This is a genomic window from Pseudomonas sp. HMSC065H01, assembly GCF_001815235.1.
GTDB lineage: Bacteria > Pseudomonadota > Gammaproteobacteria > Pseudomonadales > Pseudomonadaceae > Pseudomonas > Pseudomonas aeruginosa.
In genome coordinates this window covers 289,836-309,356 of record NZ_KV819895.1, presented here as the reverse complement: position 1 = coordinate 309,356, position 19,521 = coordinate 289,836, and the positions used below count along the sequence as shown (strand labels likewise).

The following is a 19,521-nucleotide window of genomic DNA, read 5'->3' as shown; positions in this document are numbered from 1 at the left end:
AGAAAGGTGCACGATGTCCGGCAATTACCTGCCTCGCAACACCCTGGTCGAGTCGCTCGGCCATGCCATGCTGAAACTCTCCGGCTGGAAGATCGAGGGCCAATTGCCCGCGCTCGACAAGTTCGTGGTGATTGGCGCCCACCACACCTCGAACTGGGACTTCGTGGCCTTCCTCGCCGCCAAGTTCGTCCTGCGTCTGAACGCCCGCTGGTTCGGCAAGCACACCCTGTTCAACGGCCCGCTGGGCGGCCTGATGCGGCGCTGGGGCGGTATCCCGATCCAGCGCCACCTGAAGCTGAATACCGTGGACCAGGCGATCCAGGCCTTCCGCGAGCACCGCGAGTTCATGCTGATCATCGCTCCGGAAGGCACGCGCAAGAAGGTCGACCGCTGGCGCATGGGCTTCTACCACATCGCCCGTGGCGCCGGCGTACCGGTGGTGCCGGCGGCGCTGGACTACGAAAACCGGCGGATCGTCATCGGCGAACCCTTCTGGCCGACCGGCAACGAGGACGCCGACCTGTGCAGCCTGATCGGCTTCTACCGGCCGTTCATCCCGAAAAAGCCGCACTACGCATTCCTCGGCGATTGAAGGCGGTCACGCTGGCACTACCCGCAGCGCTGTTATAGTTAGGCGATATCTGCCCAACCAAAAACCAGAAAGGACCGCCTCCATGAACCTGTTTCGCACCACCGCGCTCGTGCTGGCGCTGACCACCGGGCTCTCGTCCATGCCCGCGCTGGCGGATGCCGTGCAGGAAAACGCCAGCGGCGACCCGATGTACACCGTCGAAGCGCCCCCCGCGTACGCCATGATCGGCGATCTGCTCATCGCCCGTCCCTTCCTGATCGCCGCCACGGCCGTCGGGGCGGTGGCCTTCGTGGTCAGCCTGCCGTTCACCGCGGCCAGCGGCAGCGTCGGCAAGGCCGGCCAGGCGCTGGTGGTCGATCCGGGCAAGGAAGCCTTCGTCCGTTGCCTGGGCTGCACCACCAGCGGCTATAACCACGACGAAAGCTGAGTTTCCAACGGAATGAAAAAAAGCCGGTCATCGACCGGCTTTTTGTTTTCTCGATGCATTGCAGGGGGCACGGAGATTGGGCTAAGTCTTTTCTTCCGCCACGGCAGGCGGCAGCTATAGCGCCGCATCGGCCGATGACAGATGTTCCGCACGGACCGTTCGCGGCACTTGATCGGACTCTCCGATGGTGACAGTGTCCTGCTGACCAGCAAGGTCACAAGGTCGACCAGGGGTGGCCGACCGGCTCAACCAAGATAAGGATTTCGCGTATGTTCAGTCAGTGGGTGTTCCTGTCCGTCCTTGCTCTTGCCGTACCCTCGTTCGCCTGGGCGGAGGATGCGGTGTCCGACCTCGCCAGGGAGCAGTCCAAGGCCGAGCAGGGCGACAAGCGCGGCGATGAACTGTTCGCCGAATTCACCCGCCTCCGCCAGGCCGCCGAGACGGGGGAGCCGCAGGCTCTGTTCGATTTCGGCGCCTACTTCTACCAGCAACAGAACTACGCCAGCGCGCGCGAATGGTGGGGCAAGGCGGCCGCTGCGGGGATGGTCCGCGCGCAGATCCAACTGGCCATGCTCTATCGCGATGGTGACGGCGGGCCACAGGACAAGACCGAGGCGGCACGCTGGTTCCGGAAGGCCGCGGAGCAGGGGGATGCCGCCGCCCAGAATGAAATGGGCGTTCTCTACTGGAGAGGCGAAGGGGTCGACCAGGACCGGGTGAAGGCCGGGACCTGGTTCGAACGCGCGGCGGCCAGCGGTAGCGAAGACGCCGAAACCAATCTGGGATGGTTCTACCTGGACGACTCGCAAGGCGTCTATTCCGCCACTTCAGACGAGGAAGCCGCCCTGCTGGACCGTTATGCCGGCAGCCGGGAAAAGGCCTTCCAGTGGTTCTGCAAGGCTGCGACCCAGGGAGATGCCCGTGCCCAGTTCAAGGTGGGCGAGGCCTACTGGAACGGTTCAGGTGCCGGGATGAACAAGCTGCAAGCACGGCTCTGGCTGGAAAAGGCCGCACAGCAGCAGGATGCGGATGCCATTGCCTGGCTGGAGAGCGCCGCGAACGCAGCCTGGTACACCCGCCTGGAAAACTGGATTCATGCTGCGCTGGATGGAGAGCTGTCCGGTGTCGCCGACTGCTCCGGTGCCGCCGATCGCCGGCACTCCGGCCGAGGCATGGAGGGCGCCCCGTCTGACCCGGAGGCGGTGGAAGCCAGTGCGGAGGATGCGCAGCAGGCGGTTGAAGCGGCGAGCCAGTGAGGCACGCCGCCTGGATTGCCAGCCGGACTCGTCGGCGAAATCCCTACGCGGCGCCTATCTGGGTGAGATCGTCGAACATTTTTTGAGCGCTGTCTCTCGTTTGTTCAGTGCGGCCGAGGCTGCGCTTGCGCCTCCAGGGACAGAGACGAGTAGCCGATCCCGCGCGGGTCGCTGGCGGCGTCGACGCGGCCGCTGCGCTTGTCCCAGTAGAGCACCTGCTGGTTGCCGTAGCTGCGCTCCAGGCGTTTGAGCTGATAGCCGCGCCGGCGCAGTTCGGCGGCCTCGGCATCGCTGAAGGCGCGCGGTTCGTACTCGACGACGTCCGGCTTGTACTGGTGGTGGTAGCGCGGCGCGGCGACCCATTGGCCGACCGGGCGACCGTCGAAGTACTGCAGCATGGAGATCAGAACCATGCTCGGGATGCGGCTGCCGCCAGGGGTGCCGAAGGCGGCGAAGTCGGTCGGGCTTTCCAGGAAGCTCGGACTCATGCTCGACAGCGGGCGCTTGCCGGCCGCCACCGCGTTCGCCTGGCTGCCGGCCAGGCCGTAGCTGTTGGCGCCCTGGGTGTCGGCGGCGAAATCGTCCATCTCGTTGTTCAGCACCACGCCGGTACCGGGAACGGTGAAGGCGGCGCCGAACGGCAGGTTCACCGAGAGGGTGGCGGCCACCGCGTTGCCCTGGGCATCGATCACCGCGAAGTGGGTGGTGTGGTCGCCTTCGCGCCAGGCCGGCGCCTCCGGCAGCGCCGAGCTGGGCGTGGCGCGGCGCGGGTCGATGCCGGCGGCAAGGCGCTTCAGGTAGTCCGGCGCCAGCAAACTGGGCAGCGGGTTGGCGACGAAGTCCGGGTCGCCGAGCAGGCCTCGATCGCGGTAGGCACGGCGCAGGACCTCCAGCACGTAATGGGCACGCTGTACCGGCTCGGCCTTCTGCCACGGCAGCTGTTCCAGCATCTGCAGGCTCTGCGCCAGGGCGACGCCGCCGGCCGAGGGCGGCGGTGCGCTGATCAGTTCGCGGCCGTTGGCCAGCTTCACCTCCAGCGGGCGGCGTTCGATCACCCGGTAGTCGCGCAAGTCGGCCGCGCTCCAGATGCCGCCGCCGGCGCGGACCCCGGTGAGCAGCTTGTCCGCTGTCTCGCCTTCGTAGAAACCGATCCGCCCGTAGCGCCCGAGGCGTTCCAGGGTACGTGCCAACTGCGGTTGGCGGAGCAGGTTCCATTCGTCGGGGATTCCGCCCTTGTCGAGGAAGATCCGCGCGGTTTCCGGGTCCTTGCGCATCGCTTCCAGGCGCATGGCGGCGCGGTCACGGTAGATCCGGTCGACGGATACGCCATCCACCGCCAGGCGGATCGCCGGCACCAGATTGTCGGCCAGGGGCTTGCGTCCGTAGCGGCTGCTCAATTCGACCAGCGCCGCCGGCAGGCCGGGGATCGCCGCCGCCAGCGGGCCGTCGACGGACAGCCTGGGGTCGACCTTGCCATTGCGCCGGTACATGTCGGCGTAGGCGGCCTTCGGCGCGCGCTCGCGGGCGTCGAGGAAGCGATAGGTCGGCTGCGCACCGGCCTGGCGCAGAAGGAAGAATCCACCGCCGCCGAGTCCCGAGCCGTAAGGCTCGGCTACCGCCAGGGCAGCGGCGATGGCCGCCGCGGCGTCGAAGGCGTTGCCGCCATTGGCCAGGGTTTCCAGGCCGGCGACGGTCGCGGCCGGATGTGGCGTGGCGACGGCGGCCTGCTGCGGTGCGTGGGCGTCGCCGCGAAAGCTGTCGGCATGCGCCGCGAGGCTGAGCAGGGACAGGCCGCAGGCGGCGACCAGGGTACGGACGGGCAGGTTCAGGAAGGACATGGCGGCTCACTGTTCAGCGGCGTTCGCGGGACGGGACCGCGAACGCCTCAGACTGGATTGCCAAGGATAGCCAAAAGCGCGTCGGACGGGGCGCGAACCGTCCCTGAAGGACAGGCGCCGGCGGGGATCAGGCCTTGCCGGTGATCTTCCGGTATTTCTCCATCAACTGGTCCTTGCTCTCGACATTGGCGTCGTCAAGGGGAATGCAGTCCACCGGACAGACCTGCTGGCACTGCGGCTCGTCGTAGTGGCCGACGCACTCGGTGCAGAGATTGGGATCGATCACATAGATTTCTTCGCCTTGCGAGATCGCGCCGTTCGGGCATTCGGGTTCGCAGACGTCGCAATTGATGCAATCGTCAGTGATTTTCAGGGACATCTAACAACTCCAACCGCGACGGACAGCCACGGCATCGGTAACGGGAATAGCGGAATTGTGCCGCATCGGCGCCCGCAGTGCACGCGGGACGCCGACGGGAGGCCGGCGGAGAGACGCGGATCAGCGCTTGAAACGTTCCGCCAGGGCGTCTGCCACGGCCGGATGCACGAACTTGCTGATATCCCCGCCGAGAGCGGCGATTTCCCGGACCAGCGTCGAGGAAATGAAGGAATACTTCTCCGACGGGGTGAGGAACATGCTTTCCACGTCGGGGGCGAGCTGGCGGTTCATGTTGGCCAGCTGGAACTCGTACTCGAAGTCGGAAACCGCGCGCAGGCCGCGGAGGAAGACATTCGCCTTCTGCTCCTTGACGAAGTGCGCCAGCAGGGTGGAGAAGCCCACCACCTCGACGTTCGGCAGGTGCTTGGTGACCTCCTGGGCCAGCGCCACCCGCTGTTCCAGGCTGAACAGGGGGTTCTTCTTGGGGCTGGCGGCGACCGCGATGATCACATGGTCGAAAAGCCGTGAAGCACGTTCGATCAGATCGCCGTGACCCTTGGTGATGGGATCGAAGGTGCCTGGGTACAGCACTCGGTTCATCGCTACGTCCTGGCAGGGTTTCGTAAGGGAATCGGATGGTAGCGCAGGGATGCCCGTGCGGCCAAGACGCACGGGCCATCGGCCTTTAGCCCATAGGTCTGATGGCGCCGGGCCGGCTGCCGCGGCGCGCGGCCGGCCCGGCGGCGGTTCAGGCCCTGGCCAGGCGTTCGGCCAGCGCGCTGGCCAGTTGCGCGGTAAGACCGTAGACCGAGAGCTGCGGGTTGGCGCCGATGCTGGTGGGGAACAGCGAGCCGTCGTGGATCGACAGGTTCCGCAGGTGGTGATGGCGGCCGAGGCTGTCGGCCACCGCCACGGCCGGGTCTTCGCCCATGGCGCAGCCGCCCATGACATGGGCGCTGCCCAGGCGCGTGCGGTAGATCTCCAGGCGCAGGCCGTCGATGATCCCGCGCGCCTCCTGCAGGTTCTTCGCGCTACGCGCGTCGCTGTGCACCGGCCGCACTTCCCGGGCGCCGGCGGCGAACTGGATCTCCGCCATGGTATGGAAGGCACGGCGGATACCGTCCCAGGTGTAGTCGGTCATCCGGTAGTCGAGCACCGGGGTGTCGTCGCCGCGCAGGCCGACCGAGCCCTCCGCGCTGTCCGGGTGGAAGCCGTCGCGGAGCAGGGCGAGCATCATGTTGGTATGCGGTAGCTGTTCCATGCGCAGGGCGTTGTCGCTGCCGAAGCCGCCGAGCAGCACCGAGGCCAGCGACGGTTGCAGCGGCGGCACCTCCAGTTTGTAGGACATGCGTCCGGTGACACCGTCGTCCCATTGGAAATGGTCGGAGTAGATCGACTGCGGTGCGCCGTAGAAGGGGTTGATCACCCGGTCGAACAGCCCCGCGCTGAAATTCACCGTGTGCAGGAAGGTGCGCTTGCCGACCCGCTGGCTCGGATCAGGCGCCTTCGAGCGGAGAAGAATCGCCGGGGTGTTGATGCCGCCGCCGGAGAGCACGTAGTGCCTGGCCCGGACCCTGATCCGGCGGCCGTTGGGCGCCACGCAGCGCTCATCCATGCCCAGGCATTCGAGGCCCGTCACCTTGTCGCCGTCCAGCAGCAGCCGGTTGGCGCGCGCCAGGTAGAGCAGCTCGCCACCCTTGTCGAGGGTCGCCGGGATGGTGGTGACCAGCATCGACTGCTTGGCGTTGACCGGGCAGCCCATGCCGCAGTAGCCGAGGTTCCAGCAACCGAGGACGTTGCGCGGGATGACCTTCCAGTGATAGCCGAGCTTCTCGCAGCCCAGGCGGATCACGTCGTTGTTGGCATTCGGCGGCAGCGCCCAGGGCGCCACGTGCAGGCGCTGCTCCATTTTCTCGAACCAGGGCGCCATGTCCTCCGCGCTGTGGCCCTTGACCCCGTAGACCTGGGCCCAGTGCTGCAGGGTCGGTTCCGGGGTGCGGAAGCTGCTGGTCCAGTTGATCAGGGTGGTGCCGCCCACGGCGCGGCCCTGGAGGATGGTGATGGCGCCGTCCTTGCTCATCCGGCCGATGCCTTCCTGGTACAGCTCGGGGTAGGCGTCGGCCTCCTGCATCTTGAAATCGCTGCTGGTCTTCAGCGGGCCTTCTTCCACCAGCAGCACCTTCAGGCCGGCGGCGCTGAGGATTTCCGCGGTGGTGCCGCCGCCGGCGCCGGTGCCGACCACGACCACGTCGGCCTCCAGCTCCAGGTCGTCGTCCAGGCGCGAGCCGTTGTAGGTTTTCCAGCCGCGGGCGAGGCCCTCGGCGAACAGATCGGGTACAGGCATGAATGCACTCTCAGGCTAGGCGGCTTCGGGCTCTTCGTATTGTTCCGGGGGCGGCTCAAGCGATCTTCGGCGGTCCGGGGTAGCCACAATGGGCCCACGCCTCGGGGCGGGCGTACCAGGCCATCATCGCCAGTTGCATCAGCGAACTGTGGCCCATCCGCAACAGGCCGATGAAGCTGTTTTCCCAGCGCGAAAGGAATGCCCGCACGTCGTCGCCGCTGGCGTTCTCCCAACTGCCCCAGATACCGGTCAGCGGGCCACGGGTGAGCGGCAGGGCGAGCACGTCGAAGAGTTGCTGGGTGAGCTTGAACATCTCCGGGGAGAGCCGCGCCAGGTTGTGGTCGAGGCTCTGGATCGCGCCCTCCACGGCTTTCGGCATCTGCTCGGCGGAAACCGCGCCGAGCAGCATCACCGGCAGCAGCGCACGGAGGAACGGCAGGTCGGATTCGCGGACCTTTTCCAGGCCGCTCGCCGGTTTCTCCGCCGAACAGCCGGTGAGGCTGGCGGTGACGCCCGCGGTGGCGAGGAAGGCGCCGCCGATCAGGCCGACTTTCATCAGGCTGCGTCGGGACAGGCCGGCGCTTTCAAGGGTGGTGTCGCTCATTGTTGTTATGTCACCTGCAGCGTAGGAATGAGGGGGCGCCGCACGCGCCCCGGTTCAGCGCACGAACAGCTTGTAGACGAGCTTCTGGATCGACTTGCCGTAGGGGGGGTAGATCATTCGCGCGGCGTTGAAGCGCGGCTTGCTGAACACGCCCTTGGCCTTGCTGAAGGTGAGGAAGCCTTCGTGGCCATGGTAGTGGCCCATGCCGGAGGGACCGACGCCACCGAACGGGATGTCGTCCTGGGCGACATGCAGCAGGGTGTCGTTCAGACACACACCGCCTGAGTGGGTCTCGTGCAGCACGCGCTGCTGCTGCGCCTTGTCGTAGCCGAAGTAGTACAGGGCCAGCGGTCGCGGGCGCTGGTTGACGTAGGCCAGGGCGTCTTCCAGGCGCTCGTAGGGGATCACCGGCAGCAGCGGGCCGAAGATTTCCTCCTGCATCACTTTCATGTCGTCGCTGACGTTCAGCAGCAGCGTCTGCGGCAGGCGCCGTTGCTGGCCTTCGGCGAACAGCGGGACGAGGGTCGCGCCCTTCTCGCGGGCGTCGTCGAGATAGCCCCGGAGGCGGCCGAGCTGGCGCTCGTTGATGATCGCGGTGTAGTCGGGGTTGTCCGAAAGACGCGGGAAGAAGCCCTGGACCACCTCCTTGTACTGACTGACGAATTCCTCGACGCGCCGGCTCGGTACCAGCACGTAGTCGGGCGCGACGCAGGTCTGCCCGGCGTTGAGGCTCTTGCCGAAGGCGATCCGCTCGGCGGCGTCCTTCATCGGCACGCTGTCGGAGACGATCGCCGGCGACTTGCCGCCCAGCTCCAGGGTGACCGGGGTCAGGTTCTCGGCGGCGGCGCGCATCACGTGCTTGCCGACGCTGGTGGCGCCGGTGAACAGCAGGTGGTCGAACGGCAGCTTGGAAAAGGCCACGCCGACGTCTACCTCGCCTAGCACCACGGCGACCTGGTCCTCGGGGAAGATCCGCGCCAGCAGGTCCTTGAGCAGGCGCCCGGTGGCCGGGGTCGACTCGCTCATCTTGATCATCACCCGGTTGCCGGCGGCGAGGGCCCCGGTCAGCGGGCCGATGGAGAGGAACAGCGGATAGTTCCAAGGCACGATCACCCCGACCACGCCCAGCGGCTGGTACACCACCTGGGCCGAGGCCGGCTGGAATTGCAGGCCGACCGCGCGGCGCGCGGGCTTCATCCATTTCTTCACGCGCTTGGCGGCGTAGTGGATGCCGTGCAGGCTGGGCATGATCTCGGCGAGCAGGGTCTCGTCGGCGGAGCGCGCGCTGAAGTCCCGGTCGATGGCCTCGATCAGTGCCTGCTGTTCCTTGAACAGCAGGTCGCGCAGGGCCTTCAGCCACTGCACGCGCTGCGTGGCGTCGGGCATCGGCTGCGCCAGGTAGGCGGCGCGCTGGCGGGCGAAGAGGGCTTCGAGCTGGTTGATTTCCTGCTGGCTCTGCTGCAGGTAGGCGATATCGGCGACCATGGGCTGGCTCCTCGGCGAAGCGTGGGCGGCTGCGTGGCCGCGCGTCTGTCGTTATGGCGGACCTGGTTCGGTCCGATGAATTTCGCTGCGTCGCTGGATTTCTAGAGTAAATACTCTAAAGTGTCAAACAGCATGCCTGCCAGCCCGGCGCTTGCGTACCCAACGAAAGGCGGGCCGGTCGCCGGCCGCCGCCCCGGGGGCTGACCCGGGCGGCCGGCTTTGTGTACCTTCTACGCTGTCACGGCGGGGCGCGCCCCGCACTGTTACCCGAACGAGCCCGTCGTCCCCATGGCACCACGCATCAAGACCCGCGATCGCATCGCCCAGGCCAGCCTGGAACTGTTCAACGCCCAGGGCGAGCGCAGCGTCACCACCAACCATATCGCCACCCACCTGGGTATATCGCCTGGGAACCTCTACTACCACTACCCGAACAAGCAGGCGATCATCGCCGAGCTGTTCGCCGAGTACGAAAGCCACGTCGAGAGCTTCCTGCGCCTGCCCGAAGGGCGGGGTCTGACGGTGGACGACAAGACCTTCTACCTGGAAGCGCTACTGGCCGCGATGTGGCGCTACCGCTTCCTCCACCGCGACCTCGAGCACCTGCTGGAAAGCGACCCGGAGCTGGCGGCGCGCTACCGCGCCTTCGCCCAGCGTTGCCTGGTCAACGCCAAGGCGATCTACCGGGGCTTCACCGAGGCCGGCATCCTGCGGATGAACGAGACCCAGCTGGAGGCCCTGACCCTCAACGCCTGGATCATCCTCACCTCCTGGGTGCGCTTCCTCTGCACCACCCTCGATCTCGACGGCGACCTCAGCGAGGCGCAACTGCGTCGCGGCATCTACCAGGTGCTGGCGCTGGAGAGCGGGCACATCGAGGCGCAGGCCCAGGATGCGGTGGACGGGATTTCCGAGCGGCTCTACGTGCCGCTCTGATCGCGCAGGGTTTTCTCCAGCACCTGCTGGATGTGGATGCCGTGGCGGCGGAAGAAGGCTTCGGTACCGAGGGTGGCGTCGGTGAACAGGTAGGCGCCGCGGTGATCCTCGGCGAAGCGCCGCAGCAGGGCTGCGCCGACGCCGCTGCTCTGTGCGCCGGGCAGCACGGCGATTTCCGCCAGCCAGACGCGAATCGGTGTTTCTTCCTCGGCGCGCAGCAGGCCGACCAGGCGGCCGTCGCGTTCGGCCAGCAGGGAATACCCGGAATGCTGGTACAGCGTGCGTAGCTCGGCAGGCGGCATGCGCCGGTCCCAGCCGACCGCCGCGTGGATCGCCAGGATCGCCTCGCAGTCGGCGTCGTCGAGCATCGGGTTGTGCCGCAGCGTCAGTTCCATTCGCCCCCCTTTTTCCTTCAGCCTGTTCCTATTCTGCCGCCCGTCGCCGGACGCCGGCCAGCTCAGTGCTGTCGCAGGCGGGCCTCCAGCCAGTCGGGGATGCGTCGTTCCAGGTAGTAGGTGGGCTGGCGCGGAGAGCCGTCGACGAAGCCGACGTGACCGCCGCGGGCGTGCAGCTCCAGCTCGGTGCAGGGTGCCAGTTCGCTGCGATCGGGCAGGCTGCGGGCGAACACGAAGGGGTCGTCGCTGGAATGGATGATCAGGCTCGGCGTGCGGATGTCCGGCAGGTAGTAGCGGCTGGACGCGCGCCGATAGTAATCCCTGGCGTCGGCGAAGCCGTGCAGCGGCGCGGTGACCCGGCCGTCGAAGTCCCAGAAGGTGCGCATGCCCTCCAGCGGACCGAGGCGTTGCAGGGCGGCCAGGCCTTCCGCCTGGCCCTGCTCGCCGAACAGCCGCTGCTTGTCCTGCACGTAGGCCAGCATGGCCTTCATGAAGTGCGCCTGGTAGACCCGGGAAAAGCCCAGGCCGATGCGGTCGGCGCACTCGTCCAGGCGGAACGGCACCGACACCGCGACGCCGCCGAGCAGCGGGCAGTCCCCAGCGGTTTCGCCCAGGTACTTGAGCAGCACGTTGCCGCCCAGCGAATAGCCGACCGCGTACAGCGGCGCTTGCGGGCGCCTGGCGCGCAGGTGCGCGACCACCTCGGCGAGGTCGTCGCTGACCCCGGAATGGTAGCCGCGCGGCAGGCGGTTCGGCTCCCCCGAGCAACCGCGCCAGTTCAGCGCCACGCTGGCCCAGCCGCGCTCCAGCAGGGCGCGCTGCAGACCGAGGATGTAGTGCGACGAGGATGACCCGGTGAGGCCGTGCAGCGCCAGCACCAGCGGGGTCTCGGCATCGTGCGGGCCGGCCCAGTCGAGGTCGATGAAGTCGCCATCGGCCAGCCACAGGCGTTCGCGCTGCCGTTCCAGGGTCGGCCCGCGGCGGAAGAACGGGCTCCACAGGGTCTGCAGGTGCGGATTGGGCAGCCACCAGGCGGGCTGGAAGGTCGGGGACGCGGTCATGCGCAGGTCATGGGCGGTGGTGGTGTGGCCACCAGCTTACCAGCCGAACTCGTCGGCGAGGTCCTCCGCCCGCTGGCGCGAACCGAGGATCGGTTGCAGTTCGTCGACGAGCTGCTGCCGATAGCGGGGCGCGACGCTGCAGTCGTCCAGCAGGATGTCCTCGCCGGCGCCGCTCCAGACCTCGCCGAAGCAGACCAGGCTGGCCGCCATCTGCCACAGGTCGTCGAAGCACGGGGCCGGGTCCCAGCCCCTGCCGCCATGCAGGTCGAAGAGTATGCGCCCGCTGCCGGTCTCGAGGATGAACGGGTCGGCGCCCTGGTCGGCCACCACCAGCCAGTCGTCCTGCCAGCCCGACAGGCGCTCGCCGCTGATGCCGTGCCAGCGATAGCCGGCCTGGCGCTGCCAGAGGCGGGCCAGGGACGGCAGGAAAAATGGGTTGCCGGCACTCTCCAGGGTGCAGTCGAGTGGGCCGACCTCGCGGTAGAAACGCTCCAGCTCGGCGGGCAGGGCGATATCGCCCTGCCAGTCGGCGGCGGGTTGCGCCGCGCAAGGCTCGCCAAGCGCCAGCAGGCGTTGGCGAATGCTCGCGGAAGCCGGGCTCATCCTCAGGCTCCCCGCTGCCAGAGCGCGTAATGTACGTTGCCGGCTTTCTTTTCCCGGTGCAGCCGCCAGTTTCCGGGCAGGCCGAGGGACGAGGGGACGCTCTCGCTCTCGGTATAGATCCAGGCGTCGGGGTTCAGCCAGCCGCGGGTTTCGAGCAGGCGGCAGGCGTCCTGCAGCAGGTTCTGATGGAACGGCGGGTCGAGGAACACCAGGTCGAAGGTGCTCGGAGCCTGGTTTCCCAGGTAGCGCACGGCATCGCCGAGGACCAGTTGGGCGGTGCCGCACTTGAGCGCGTCGAGGTGGTTGCGCAGGGCCGCCACCGCTTCGCCGTTGGTATCCAGGGCCAGCCCTTCGCGGGCGCCGCGCGACAACGCCTCGAGGAACAGCGCGCCGCTGCCGGCGAAGGGATCGAGCACCCGTGCGCCTTCGACATAGGGTGCCAGCCAGTTGAACAGGGTCTCGCGGACCCGGTCCGGGGTCGGTCGCAGGCCGGGCCCGTCGGGAAAGACGAAACGCCGGCTGCGCCATTCGCCACCGATGATCCGCAGCTGTCCCTGGCCGCCGTGGCGGCCGGGGGCTTTCGCAGTAGGTTTACTCATCAATGCTCCGGAACGCCGCTGGGTTGCTGGGCCGGCTTGGCGGTGGGTGGCGGCAGGGGTTTCTGCGGCACGCTCGGGCCGGCGCTGACGATGACGAAGGCGTCGGCGTCCAGGTGCTTGGCCATGGCGCTCCTGACCTGTTCGACGCTGAGTCCCTCGACCTGCTTGAGGAAGCTTTCCAGGTAGTCCAGCGGCAGGCCGTAGAAACCGATGGCGCCGAGCTGGCCGACGATGTCGGCGTTGCTCGCGGTGGACAGCGGGAAGCTGCCGGCCAGTTCGCGCTTGGCGTCGTCCAGTTCCTTCTGGGTCGGGCCGTTGGCCAGGTAGTCGCGGACGATGTCCTGGACCAGCTTCAGCGCCCCCTCGCTGAGTTCGGCGCGGGTCTGGAAGTTGATCATGAACGGACCGCGTGCCTGCATGGCGGTGAAGCCGGAATAGATGCCGTAGGTCAGGCCGCGCTTTTCTCGCACCTGGTCCATCAGGCGGGTGCCGAAGCCGCCGCCGCCGAGGATCTGGTTGCCCAGGTAGAGCGCCGCGTAGTCGGGATCCTGGCGGTCGATGCCAAGCTGGGCGAGCATCAGGTGGGTCTGCTCGGAGGGGAAGTCGATGTGCGTCAGGCCGGGCTTGGGCGTTTCCGGCTGGACGGTCTTGGCCAGCGCCGGGCCCTGGGGCAGCGCCTTGGAGACTTCCGCGGCGATCGCTTCGGCCTCCTGCCGCGAGAGGTCGCCGACCAGCGCGATGACCACGTTGCCGGCGGCGTAGGCCTTCTTGTGGAACGCCTGCAATTGTTCGCGGCTGATCGGTGGAACGGACTTTTCGTCGCCGTCGCTGGAGTGCGCGTAGGGATGCTCGCCATAGAGGCGCTTGAACAGCTCCAGGCCGGCCAGCTTGCCGGGGTTCTGCTTCTGGTACTCGAAACCGGCCAGGACCTGGTTCTTGATGCGTGCCAGGGCGTCCTCGGGGAAGGTCGGCTGGCCGATCACCTGTTCGAACAGCTTCAGCGCCTGGGTCCGCTTGTCGGCATCGGACAGGCTGCGCAGGCCGGCCACCGCCATGTCGCGGTAGGAGCCGTTGCTGAACGAGGCGCCGAGGTCCTCGAAGCCGGCGGCGATGGCAGTGGTGTCCTTGCCCGGCACGCCTTCGTTGAGCATGGCGTTGGTCAGCATCGACAGGCCGGGGGTGCCGGCGTCCTGGCTGCTGCCGGCGGCGAAGGTCAGGCGCAGGTCGAACATCGGCAGTTCATGGGCTTCGACGAACAGCACCTTGGCACCTTCGGCGGTCTTCCATTCCTGGATGTCCAGCTTGCGATGGACCGGCGCCTGCTTGGCGACGTCCTTCAGCGACTGCAACTGGTTTTCCTCGACCGCCGCGGCATGGGCCGCCGCCGGGGTCTGGGGGGGACGCGCGACGAAATAGGCCAGCGCGGCCAGCAACGCGATGACGATCAGGCCGAGCAGGCCATAACGCAGCCCTGTGCGCTCACTCATGACGGGCCTCCTTTTCCTCGGCCTTCACAGGCAGCACTTGCGCCAGGGTCAGGCGCGACGGGGTGAAATAGGTGCGGGCGGCTTTCTGGATATCGTCCGGAGTCACTGCCTTGAGGGCCTCCAGGTCCTGGTCGATCAGCTTCCAGGACAGGCCGACGCTTTCCAGCTGGCCGATGCTGCTGGCCTGGGCGGCGATGGAGTCCTTCTCGTAGACCATCCCGGCGATCATCTGCGCGCGCACGCGCTCGATCTCCGCGGCGCTGGGCGGGTTCTGCTTGAGGTCATCGAGCTGCTTCCACAGACCGGCCTCGACCTGCTCGAGGGTCTTGCCCTTCTGCACGTTCGGCGTGGCCGAGAGGACGAACAGGCTGTCGCCGCGGTTGAACGCGTCATAGTAGGTGGAGGCGCCGGCGACCAGCTCCTCGCCGCGCTCCAGGCGCGAGGCCAGGCGGGCGCTGTAGCCGCCATCGAGCAGCGCGCCGATCAGGCGCAGGGCGTTGACTTCGCGAGGGTTCTCGCTGCTGCCCAGGCTGGGCACGTTGAAGCCCATGATCAGGTTCGGCAGCTGGGTGCGTACGTACAGCTTGAGCCGGCGCTCGCCGGGCTCGGCCAGTTCCAGCGGCTTGCGCGCCGGCGGCAGCTGGCGCCAGGGGATCTCGCCGAAGTAGCGCTTGGCGAGGGTCTTGACCTCGTCGGCGGTGACGTCGCCGACCACTACCAGGGTGGCGTTGTTCGGCGCGTACCAGGATTCGTACCAGTGGCGCAGGTCGTCGATGGTCATGCGCTGCAGGTCGGCCATCCAGCCGATGGTCGGGGTGTGGTAGCCGCTGGCCGGGTAGGCGGCGGCCTTGAAGCGCTCGAAGGCGAGGGCGTTGGGATTGTCGTCGGTGCGCAGGCGGCGCTCCTCCTTGATCACCTCGATCTCGCTCTTGAACTGGTCGGCCGGCAGGCTCAGGTGGGCCATGCGGTCGGCTTCCATCTCCAGCGCCACCGGCAGGCGGTCGCGGGCCAGGACCTGGTAATAGGCGGTGTAGTCGTCGGTGGTGAAGGCGTTCTCTTCCGCACCCAGGTCGCGCAGCACCCGCGAGGCTTCGCCCGGGCCGAGCTTTCGGCTGCCCTTGAACATCATGTGTTCGAGGGCGTGGGACAGGCCGGTGAGCCCGGGTGTCTCGTAGCTGGAGCCGATCCTGTACCAGAGCTGGGAAACCACCACCGGGGCGCGGTGGTCTTCACGCACTATGACCTTCAGGCCGTTGTCGAGGCTGAACTCGTGGGTGGGCTGGGTTTCCGCCGCCTGGGCGAAAAGCGGGAGACAAAGGCTGGCTAGGAGCAGGCCGACGCGGCGGCGAGCTGGGGTTTTCATGGTGATCTGGACCTTTCGTGCCGCCACCGGGGTCTCAGGTCACTGCGGGGCAGGACCCTTAGCCCCGTCGGGCGAGGAGATGCTAGGATACCCATCCGTTTTCCGGGCGGCCACGTCCCGTGCCGCTCCCTTGAGATACAAGCATTCATGTTTGGTTCCAACGACGACAAGAAGGCCCCGCAGGGCGGGGAAAAGAAAGGTCTGTTCGGCTGGTGGCGGAAAAAGCCGCAAGCCGGCGAGCAGCCTGCCGATCAGCCTGTCGAGCCGGTCTCCGAGACAGCGGCCGCCGAGCAGCGCGCGCCTGCCGATGACGTGGCGCAATCCCTGACAGAACAGCCAGGTCGGCAGCAGCCCTCCGCTGCCGAGCCGGCCGAGCCGGCGCCGGTTGCCGAAGCACCGCTCGCCAGTGACGAGCCAGCGTCGGCCGAGGAGCATTCGCCCCGGCCCGAGGCGCCCGTCGCGCAACCCGAGCCTATCCTGGCTGCCGAGCCCGAGCCCGAGCCCGAGCCCGAGCCCGTTGCGCCGCTGGCCGCCGCTCCGGCAGTCAGCGAGCCGGCGACCAGGCCGGGCTTCTTCGCCCGCCTCCGGCAGGGACTGTCCAAGACCAGCGCCAGCATCGGCGAAGGCATGGCCAGCCTGTTCCTCGGCCGCAAGGAAATCGACGACGACCTGCTCGACGACATCGAGACGCGCCTGCTGACCGCCGACGTCGGCGTCGAGGCCACCACCCTGATCGTGCAGAACCTGACCAAGCGCGTGGCGCGCAAGGAGCTGGCCGACAGCGGCGCGCTGTACAAGGCGCTGCAGGAAGAGCTGGCCAGCCTGCTGCGCCCGGTGGAGCAGCCGTTGCAGGTCGACGTCGCGCGCGAGCCCTATGTGATCCTGGTGGTCGGGGTGAACGGCGTGGGCAAGACCACCACCATCGGCAAGCTGGCGAAGAAGCTGCAACTCGAGGGCAAGAAGGTCATGCTGGCCGCCGGCGACACCTTCCGCGCCGCCGCCGTGGAGCAGTTGCAGGTCTGGGGCGAGCGCAACCGCATCCCGGTGATCGCCCAGCACACCGGCGCCGACTCCGCCTCGGTGATCTTCGACGCGGTGCAGGCCGCCAAGGCCCGCGGCATCGACGTGCTGATCGCCGATACCGCCGGACGCCTGCATACCAAGGACAACCTGATGGAGGAGCTGAAGAAGGTGCGCCGGGTGATCGGCAAGCTGGACGAGACGGCGCCCCATGAGGTCCTGCTGGTGCTCGACGCCGGCACCGGGCAGAACGCCATCAACCAGGCCAAGCAGTTCAACCTCGCGGTGGAGCTGACCGGCCTGGCCCTGACCAAACTGGACGGCACCGCCAAGGGCGGGGTGATCTTCGCCCTGGCCAAGCAGTTCGGCCTGCCGATCCGCTATATCGGTGTCGGCGAGGGGATCGACGATCTCCGTACCTTCGAGGCCGACGCCTTCGTCCAGGCACTCTTCGCAGAGCGGGAGAACGCATGATCCGCTTCGAGCAGGTCGGCAAACGCTATCCCAACGGCCACGTAGGCCTGCACGAGGTGTCCTTCCGCGTGCACCGTGGCGAGATCCTCTTCGTCACCGGCCACTCCGGCGCCGGCAAGAGCACCCTGCTGCGCCTCATCCTGGCGATGGAGCGACCGACCAGCGGCAAGCTGTTGCTCGGCGGCCAGGACCTGGGGCGCATCACTACCGCGCAGATCCCTTTCCTGCGCCGGCAGATCGGCGTGGTGTTCCAGAACCACCAACTGCTCACCGATCGTACGGTGGCGGACAACATCGCCCTGCCGCTGCAGATCCTCGGCATGCCCAAGCCGGAGATCGCCAAGCGCGTGGCCTCGGCCCTGGAGCGGGTGAACCTGAAGGAAAAGGGCGAGGCGTTGCCTTCCGACCTTTCCACCGGCCAGCAGCAGCGGGTCGGCATTGCCCGCGCCATCGTCCACCAGCCGGCCCTGCTGCTGGCGGACGAACCCACCGGCAACCTCGACCCGCGACTCGCCTCGGAAATCATGGGCGTGTTCGAGGATATCAATCGCCTGGGCACCACCGTACTGATCGCCAGCCACGACCTGGCCCTGATCGCCCGTATGCGCCATCGCATGCTGACCCTGCAGCGTGGCCGGATCATCGCTGACCGTGAGGATGAGGCCTGATGAGCGCCAACGATCTTCCCCGTGGCCCCGAAGAGGGCGCACCGGAACGCAAGACCCGCGAGAAACCGAGCCAGGAGCAGACCGACTGGAGCGGCTCGTTCAGCGCCTACCTGGAAAGCCATCGCGCCAGCCTGGTGGACAGCCTGCGCCGGTTGTTCGGCCACCCGTTCGGCAGCTTCTTCACCTGCCTGGTGATGGGTATCACCCTGAGCCTGCCGATGGGCCTCTCGCTGCTGCTGAACAATGTCGAACGGCTCGGCGGCTCCTGGCAGCGGGCGGCGCAGATATCCCTGTTCCTCGACCTGAAGACCAGCGAAAATCAGGGCCAGGACCTGCGCGAGCAGATCGAGCGCCTGCCGGACGTGATCGAGGCCCAATTGATCAGCCGCGAGCAGGCGCTCAGCGAATTGCAGGAACAGTCCGGCCTGGGCGAAGCGCTCAAGGAGCTGCCGGAGAACCCGCTGCCGCCGGTGATCTCGGTCACGCCCAAGCAGATCGACCGGGCCGGCCTGGAGGCACTGCGCCAGCAGCTCGCGGAGCTGCCTCATGTGCAGCAGGCGCAGCTCGACCTGGTATGGGTCGAGCGCCTGAGCGCGATCCTCAAGCTCGGCGAACGCTTCGTCTTCGGCCTGACCATCCTGCTGGTGCTGACCCTCTTGCTGGTGGTGGGCAACACCATCCGCCTGCACATCGAAAATCGCCGTAACGAAATCGAGGTGATCAAGCTGGTCGGCGGGACGGACGGTTACGTGCGCCGGCCATTCCTGTACATGGGCGCGTTGTACGGCCTGGGCGCGGGCATCCTATCCTGGGCGCTGCTGGCCTATTCGCTGAACTGGCTGAACGGTTCGGTGGTCAACCTTTCAGGGCTGTACGGCAGCGACTTCGGCCTGCAGGGCGTGCCGCTGGACGACGGCCTGTCGCTGACCGTTGGCGCGGTGCTGCTTGGCTGGGTCGGCGCCTGGCTGGCCGTGGCCCGCCACCTGCGCGAGCTGGCGCCGCGCTGAGGACAGGCGGATCACGACCGGCCAGCGGGTCGCTGTAAAGGAACTTATACACCCGCTTGCAGTCAGATATCCGAGTGCTACACTGCGCGAGTTTCGTGAATCGGAGGATTCGCATGACCACTTCTTTGCAACCTGTACATGCCTTGGTTCCAGGCGCAAACCTGGAAGCCTACGTGCACTCGGTGAACAGCATTCCGCTGTTGTCGCCGGAACAGGAGCGTGAACTGGCCGAACGCCTCTTCTATCAGCAAGACCTGGAAGCGGCGCGGCAGATGGTGTTGGCGCACCTGCGCTTCGTTGTTCATATCGCCAAGAGTTATTCGGGGTACGGCCTGGCCCAGGCCGACCTGATCCAGGAAGGCAACGTCGGCCTGATGAAGGCCGTGAAGCGTTTCAACCCGGAAATGGGCGTTCGCCTGGTGTCCTTCGCCGTGCACTGGATCAAGGCGGAGATCCACGAGTTCATCCTGCGCAACTGGCGGATCGTCAAGGTCGCCACCACCAAGGCGCAGCGCAAGCTGTTCTTCAACCTGCGCAGCCAGAAGAAGCGCCTGGCCTGGTTGAACAACGAGGAAGTCCATCGCGTCGCCGAGAGCCTGGGGGTCGAGCCCCGCGAAGTGCGCGAGATGGAAAGCCGCCTGACCGGCCAGGACATGGCGTTCGACCCGGCCGCCGACGCGGACGACGAGAGCGCCTACCAGTCGCCGGCGCATTACCTCGAAGACCACCGCTACGACCCGGCGCGCCAGTTGGAAGACGCCGACTGGAGCGACAGCTCCAGCGCCAACCTGCACGAGGCGCTGGAAGGCCTCGACGAGCGCAGCCGCGACATTCTCCAGCAGCGCTGGCTGTCCGAGGAGAAGGCCACGCTGCACGACCTGGCGGAAAAGTACAACGTTTCCGCCGAGCGTATCCGGCAGCTGGAAAAGAACGCCATGAGCAAGCTGAAAGGGCGGATTCTCGCCTGATCGCCGCGCCTCGCG

General features: G+C 67.3%; 20 protein-coding genes. 8 read left to right on the top strand and 12 right to left on the bottom strand.

Annotated elements, in window-relative coordinates:
- Positions 1-13 precede the first annotated feature (13 nt).
- The 3 genes from HMPREF3014_RS17590 to HMPREF3014_RS17580 all read left to right on the top strand — a co-directional run bounded on the left by HMPREF3014_RS17590 (position 14) and on the right by HMPREF3014_RS17580 (position 2,275).
- Positions 14-592 carry a lysophospholipid acyltransferase family protein gene (locus HMPREF3014_RS17590; protein ID WP_003084450.1) on the top strand — a complete coding sequence of 193 codons (579 nt, stop codon included), beginning with the start codon at positions 14-16 and terminating at the stop codon, positions 590-592.
- Between the two features lie 82 nt (positions 593-674).
- Positions 675-1,019 carry a hypothetical protein gene (locus HMPREF3014_RS17585; RefSeq protein ID WP_003084452.1) on the top strand — a complete coding sequence of 115 codons (345 nt, stop codon included), beginning with the start codon at positions 675-677 and terminating at the stop codon, positions 1,017-1,019.
- A 269-nt stretch (positions 1,020-1,288) separates the two neighbouring features.
- A complete protein-coding gene (locus tag HMPREF3014_RS17580) occupies positions 1,289-2,275 on the top strand; it encodes a tetratricopeptide repeat protein (protein WP_003112969.1) in 987 nt (328 codons plus the stop codon).
- A gap of 104 nt (positions 2,276-2,379) precedes the next feature.
- Here the strand turns inward: HMPREF3014_RS17580 and ggt are convergent, their stop codons facing one another.
- From ggt to HMPREF3014_RS17550, 6 genes are all read right to left on the bottom strand, one after another.
- Positions 2,380-4,113, bottom strand: a complete 1,734-nt coding sequence (gene ggt, locus HMPREF3014_RS17575; protein WP_003121743.1) for a gamma-glutamyltransferase — start codon at positions 4,111-4,113, stop codon at positions 2,380-2,382.
- Positions 4,114-4,240: 127 nt separating this feature from the next.
- Positions 4,241-4,492 (bottom strand): YfhL family 4Fe-4S dicluster ferredoxin, encoded by a 252-nt coding sequence (locus HMPREF3014_RS17570; RefSeq protein ID WP_003084462.1) that lies wholly within the window; start codon positions 4,490-4,492, stop codon positions 4,241-4,243.
- Positions 4,493-4,612: 120 nt separating this feature from the next.
- Positions 4,613-5,092, bottom strand: coding sequence for a pantetheine-phosphate adenylyltransferase (gene coaD / locus HMPREF3014_RS17565; RefSeq protein ID WP_003084466.1), 480 nt, complete (start codon positions 5,090-5,092; stop codon positions 4,613-4,615).
- Positions 5,093-5,240: 148 nt separating this feature from the next.
- Entirely contained in the window at positions 5,241-6,836 is a 1,596-nt protein-coding gene (locus HMPREF3014_RS17560) for a GMC family oxidoreductase (RefSeq protein ID WP_003102870.1), read from the bottom strand.
- 55 nt (positions 6,837-6,891) lie between these two features.
- Positions 6,892-7,440, bottom strand: coding sequence for a hypothetical protein (locus HMPREF3014_RS17555; RefSeq protein WP_003084486.1), 549 nt, complete (start codon positions 7,438-7,440; stop codon positions 6,892-6,894).
- A gap of 54 nt (positions 7,441-7,494) precedes the next feature.
- A complete protein-coding gene (locus HMPREF3014_RS17550) occupies positions 7,495-8,925 on the bottom strand; it encodes a coniferyl aldehyde dehydrogenase (protein ID WP_003102868.1) in 1,431 nt (476 codons plus the stop codon).
- Positions 8,926-9,213: 288 nt separating this feature from the next.
- Between HMPREF3014_RS17550 and HMPREF3014_RS17545 the strand changes: the two genes are divergently transcribed.
- Complete coding sequence (locus HMPREF3014_RS17545) at positions 9,214-9,861, top strand: TetR/AcrR family transcriptional regulator (protein ID WP_003084488.1); 648 nt, start codon at positions 9,214-9,216, stop codon at positions 9,859-9,861.
- On the opposite strand, the gene HMPREF3014_RS17540 is transcribed toward HMPREF3014_RS17545, so the two are convergent.
- From HMPREF3014_RS17540 to HMPREF3014_RS17515, 6 genes are all read right to left on the bottom strand, one after another.
- Positions 9,846-10,256 carry a GNAT family N-acetyltransferase gene (locus tag HMPREF3014_RS17540; protein ID WP_003102866.1) on the bottom strand — a complete coding sequence of 137 codons (411 nt, stop codon included), beginning with the start codon at positions 10,254-10,256 and terminating at the stop codon, positions 9,846-9,848. The genes HMPREF3014_RS17545 and HMPREF3014_RS17540 overlap by 16 nt on opposite strands.
- A 62-nt stretch (positions 10,257-10,318) precedes the next feature.
- The gene (locus tag HMPREF3014_RS17535; RefSeq protein ID WP_003084490.1) at positions 10,319-11,317 is read right to left on the bottom strand and encodes a hydrolase; all 999 of its coding nucleotides are present in this window, start codon (positions 11,315-11,317) and stop codon (positions 10,319-10,321) included.
- A 36-nt stretch (positions 11,318-11,353) separates the two neighbouring features.
- Positions 11,354-11,920 (bottom strand): hypothetical protein, encoded by a 567-nt coding sequence (locus HMPREF3014_RS17530; protein ID WP_003117889.1) that lies wholly within the window; start codon positions 11,918-11,920, stop codon positions 11,354-11,356.
- A 2-nt stretch (positions 11,921-11,922) separates the two neighbouring features.
- Complete coding sequence (rsmD, locus tag HMPREF3014_RS17525) at positions 11,923-12,519, bottom strand: 16S rRNA (guanine(966)-N(2))-methyltransferase RsmD (protein ID WP_003142626.1); 597 nt, start codon at positions 12,517-12,519, stop codon at positions 11,923-11,925.
- On the bottom strand, positions 12,519-14,006 hold the full coding sequence (locus tag HMPREF3014_RS17520; RefSeq protein ID WP_003142627.1) for a M16 family metallopeptidase: 1,488 nt from the start codon (positions 14,004-14,006) through the stop codon (positions 12,519-12,521). Before HMPREF3014_RS17520 ends, rsmD begins: the two co-directional genes overlap by 1 nt.
- Entirely contained in the window at positions 13,999-15,396 is a 1,398-nt protein-coding gene (locus HMPREF3014_RS17515) for a M16 family metallopeptidase (protein ID WP_003084498.1), read from the bottom strand. The genes HMPREF3014_RS17520 and HMPREF3014_RS17515 overlap by 8 nt, the downstream gene beginning before the upstream one ends.
- A gap of 120 nt (positions 15,397-15,516) precedes the next feature.
- Between HMPREF3014_RS17515 and ftsY the strand changes: the two genes are divergently transcribed.
- From ftsY to rpoH, 4 genes are all read left to right on the top strand, one after another.
- On the top strand, positions 15,517-16,863 hold the full coding sequence (ftsY, locus tag HMPREF3014_RS17510) for a signal recognition particle-docking protein FtsY (RefSeq protein ID WP_003160919.1): 1,347 nt from the start codon (positions 15,517-15,519) through the stop codon (positions 16,861-16,863).
- Positions 16,860-17,531 (top strand): cell division ATP-binding protein FtsE, encoded by a 672-nt coding sequence (gene ftsE / locus HMPREF3014_RS17505; RefSeq protein ID WP_003084505.1) that lies wholly within the window; start codon positions 16,860-16,862, stop codon positions 17,529-17,531. The genes ftsY and ftsE overlap by 4 nt, the downstream gene beginning before the upstream one ends.
- Positions 17,531-18,538, top strand: coding sequence for a permease-like cell division protein FtsX (ftsX, locus tag HMPREF3014_RS17500; protein ID WP_003084508.1), 1,008 nt, complete (start codon positions 17,531-17,533; stop codon positions 18,536-18,538). The genes ftsE and ftsX overlap by 1 nt, the downstream gene beginning before the upstream one ends.
- Positions 18,539-18,651: 113 nt before the next feature.
- Positions 18,652-19,506, top strand: coding sequence for an RNA polymerase sigma factor RpoH (gene rpoH / locus HMPREF3014_RS17495; RefSeq protein ID WP_003084510.1), 855 nt, complete (start codon positions 18,652-18,654; stop codon positions 19,504-19,506).
- Positions 19,507-19,521 lie beyond the last annotated feature (15 nt).

Bases quoted from the DNA above. Each gene is read 5' to 3' on its own strand.
- HMPREF3014_RS17590 (WP_003084450.1), top strand. From the start codon at position 14: ATGTCCGGCAATTACCTGCCTCGCAACACCCTGGTCGAGTCGCTCGGC.
- HMPREF3014_RS17585 (WP_003084452.1), top strand. From the start codon at position 675: ATGAACCTGTTTCGCACCACCGCGCTCGTGCTGGCGCTGACCACCGGG.
- HMPREF3014_RS17580 (WP_003112969.1), top strand. From the start codon at position 1,289: ATGTTCAGTCAGTGGGTGTTCCTGTCCGTCCTTGCTCTTGCCGTACCC.
- ggt (WP_003121743.1), bottom strand. From the start codon at position 4,113: ATGTCCTTCCTGAACCTGCCCGTCCGTACCCTGGTCGCCGCCTGCGGC.
- HMPREF3014_RS17570 (WP_003084462.1), bottom strand. From the start codon at position 4,492: ATGTCCCTGAAAATCACTGACGATTGCATCAATTGCGACGTCTGCGAA.
- coaD (WP_003084466.1), bottom strand. From the start codon at position 5,092: ATGAACCGAGTGCTGTACCCAGGCACCTTCGATCCCATCACCAAGGGT.
- HMPREF3014_RS17560 (WP_003102870.1), bottom strand. From the start codon at position 6,836: ATGCCTGTACCCGATCTGTTCGCCGAGGGCCTCGCCCGCGGCTGGAAA.
- HMPREF3014_RS17555 (WP_003084486.1), bottom strand. From the start codon at position 7,440: ATGAGCGACACCACCCTTGAAAGCGCCGGCCTGTCCCGACGCAGCCTG.
- HMPREF3014_RS17550 (WP_003102868.1), bottom strand. From the start codon at position 8,925: ATGGTCGCCGATATCGCCTACCTGCAGCAGAGCCAGCAGGAAATCAAC.
- HMPREF3014_RS17545 (WP_003084488.1), top strand. From the start codon at position 9,214: ATGGCACCACGCATCAAGACCCGCGATCGCATCGCCCAGGCCAGCCTG.
- HMPREF3014_RS17540 (WP_003102866.1), bottom strand. From the start codon at position 10,256: ATGGAACTGACGCTGCGGCACAACCCGATGCTCGACGACGCCGACTGC.
- HMPREF3014_RS17535 (WP_003084490.1), bottom strand. From the start codon at position 11,317: ATGACCGCGTCCCCGACCTTCCAGCCCGCCTGGTGGCTGCCCAATCCG.
- HMPREF3014_RS17530 (WP_003117889.1), bottom strand. From the start codon at position 11,920: ATGAGCCCGGCTTCCGCGAGCATTCGCCAACGCCTGCTGGCGCTTGGC.
- rsmD (WP_003142626.1), bottom strand. From the start codon at position 12,519: ATGAGTAAACCTACTGCGAAAGCCCCCGGCCGCCACGGCGGCCAGGGA.
- HMPREF3014_RS17520 (WP_003142627.1), bottom strand. From the start codon at position 14,006: ATGAGTGAGCGCACAGGGCTGCGTTATGGCCTGCTCGGCCTGATCGTC.
- ftsY (WP_003160919.1), top strand. From the start codon at position 15,517: ATGTTTGGTTCCAACGACGACAAGAAGGCCCCGCAGGGCGGGGAAAAG.
- ftsE (WP_003084505.1), top strand. From the start codon at position 16,860: ATGATCCGCTTCGAGCAGGTCGGCAAACGCTATCCCAACGGCCACGTA.
- ftsX (WP_003084508.1), top strand. From the start codon at position 17,531: ATGAGCGCCAACGATCTTCCCCGTGGCCCCGAAGAGGGCGCACCGGAA.
- rpoH (WP_003084510.1), top strand. From the start codon at position 18,652: ATGACCACTTCTTTGCAACCTGTACATGCCTTGGTTCCAGGCGCAAAC.